This is a genomic window from Dietzia sp. DQ12-76, from assembly GCF_014145045.1.
Lineage (GTDB): Bacteria > Actinomycetota > Actinomycetes > Mycobacteriales > Mycobacteriaceae > Dietzia.
This window is the reverse complement of sequence record NZ_JAALDV010000228.1, coordinates 1-1,602: the sequence shown is the minus strand read 5'-3', so window position 1 is coordinate 1,602 and position 1,602 is coordinate 1. Positions and strand designations below refer to the sequence as shown.

At 69.4% G+C, this 1,602-nt stretch carries 1 protein-coding gene and 1 pseudogene; both read right to left on the bottom strand.

Translation table 11 applies throughout. From position 1 onward, the window contains the following. Window positions 1–34: 34 nt before the first annotated feature. A complete protein-coding gene (locus G6019_RS08690; RefSeq protein ID WP_182613130.1) occupies window positions 35–1,255 on the bottom strand; it encodes an acetyl-CoA C-acetyltransferase in 1,221 nt (406 codons plus the stop codon). A gap of 27 nt (window positions 1,256–1,282) precedes the next feature. Then, window positions 1,283–1,602 (bottom strand): annotated as a pseudogene (locus tag G6019_RS08685) (SGNH/GDSL hydrolase family protein); the annotation flags it as partial.

Genomic DNA, 1,602 nt, shown 5'->3' with positions numbered 1-1,602 from the left:
TGCGGCGCGCGAGCTCAGTCAGGCCGGTCCGGGATCAGCTGAGGCGCTCGAGCACCATCGCCATGCCCTGGCCACCGCCGACGCACATGGTCTCCACGCCAAACTGCTTGTCCGCCGCCTGCAGGTTGTTGATGAGCGAGGCGGTGATGCGGGCGCCGGTCATGCCGAACGGGTGGCCCAGCGCGATCGCGCCACCGTTGATGTTCAGCTTGTCCTCGTCGATCCCGAGCTCGCGGGCGGAGCCGAGCACCTGAACGGCGAAGGCCTCGTTGATCTCGAACAGATCGATGTCGGAGATCGACTTTCCTGCGATCCGCAGCGCGTTCTTGACGGCCTCGACCGGGCCCAGGCCCATGATCTCGGGGGACAGGCCCGAGACGCCGGTGGACACCACGCGCGCGAGCGGGGTGAGGCCGAGCTCCTTGGCCTTGGTGTCGCTCATGATGACGAGTGCGGCGGCGCCGTCGTTGAGCGGGCAGCAGTTGCCGGCGGCGATGGTGCCGTCGGGGCGGAACACCGGCTTGAGCTGCGAGATCTTCTCGTAGGTGGTGCCGGGCCGCGGGCCGTCGTCGGTGGAGACCACGGTGCCGTCGGGCATGGTGACCGGGGTGATCTCGTTGGCGAAGTGGCCGTTCTCGACGGCGGCGACCGCGCGGTTCTGCGACCGCACGCCCCAGTGGTCCTGCTCCTCGCGGGTGATGCCGGTGATCTGCGCGACGTTCTCCGCCGTCTGGCCCATGGGGATGTAGACGTCGGGCAACTGGTTGTTCTCACGCGGATCGGTCCACGTGGGGGCGCCGCCCTCGGCGCGGGTGCCGGTCAGGGCCTCGGCGTCGGCGAAGATCGGGTTGTGGGTGTCCGGCCAGTGGTCGGAGGTGCCCTTGGCGAAGTTGGTCACGGTCTCGACACCGGCGGAGATGAACACGTCGCCCTCGCCGGCCTTGATCGCGTGCAGTGCCATGCGGGTGGTCTGCAGCGAGGAGGAGCAGTAGCGGTTGACCGTGGTGCCGGGGACGGTGTCCAGGCCGGCGAGTACGGAGACGACGCGGCCCATGTTGAAGCCCTGCTCACCGCCCGGCAGGCCACAGCCCAGCATGAGATCGTCGATCTGGGTGGGATCGAGCGACGGCACCTTGTCCAGCGCGGCCTTGACCATCTGGGCGGTGAGGTCATCGGAGCGGATGCCCACGAGGGACCCCTTGTTTGCGCGCCCGATGGGGGAGCGGGCGTACGAGACGATCACGGCTTCCGGCATGGAAAGCTCCTTCGTTGCAGTTGAGTGCTATGTGTGGTCGGTCGGGTGACCGGGGTCCGACTGGTCCCGCGAGGGGCGGGCCAGGCGCAGGATCCGGCTCCGGCGGCGGAGGGTGTCGGCAGCCTCGCGGGCGTCGCCAGTGCTCTCTGGGTCGCCGTCCACGTCCTCATTATGCAGGTACGTGTTCTCGTCGGCGTCGTCCGCGTCCTCGTGGGTCCGGACGAAGTCGGTCAGGCGCTTGGTCAGCCTGGCCACGACCGACTCGCGCTGTGTGTGGTCCGGGTCGAGTGCGTCCGACGCGGCGGCGGTCTCCGCGTCGTCGGCGGCGCTCTCCGCGGCCTCCAGCG

Bases quoted from the DNA above. Each gene is read 5' to 3' on its own strand.
- G6019_RS08690 (WP_182613130.1), bottom strand. From the start codon at position 1,255: ATGCCGGAAGCCGTGATCGTCTCGTACGCCCGCTCCCCCATCGGGCGC.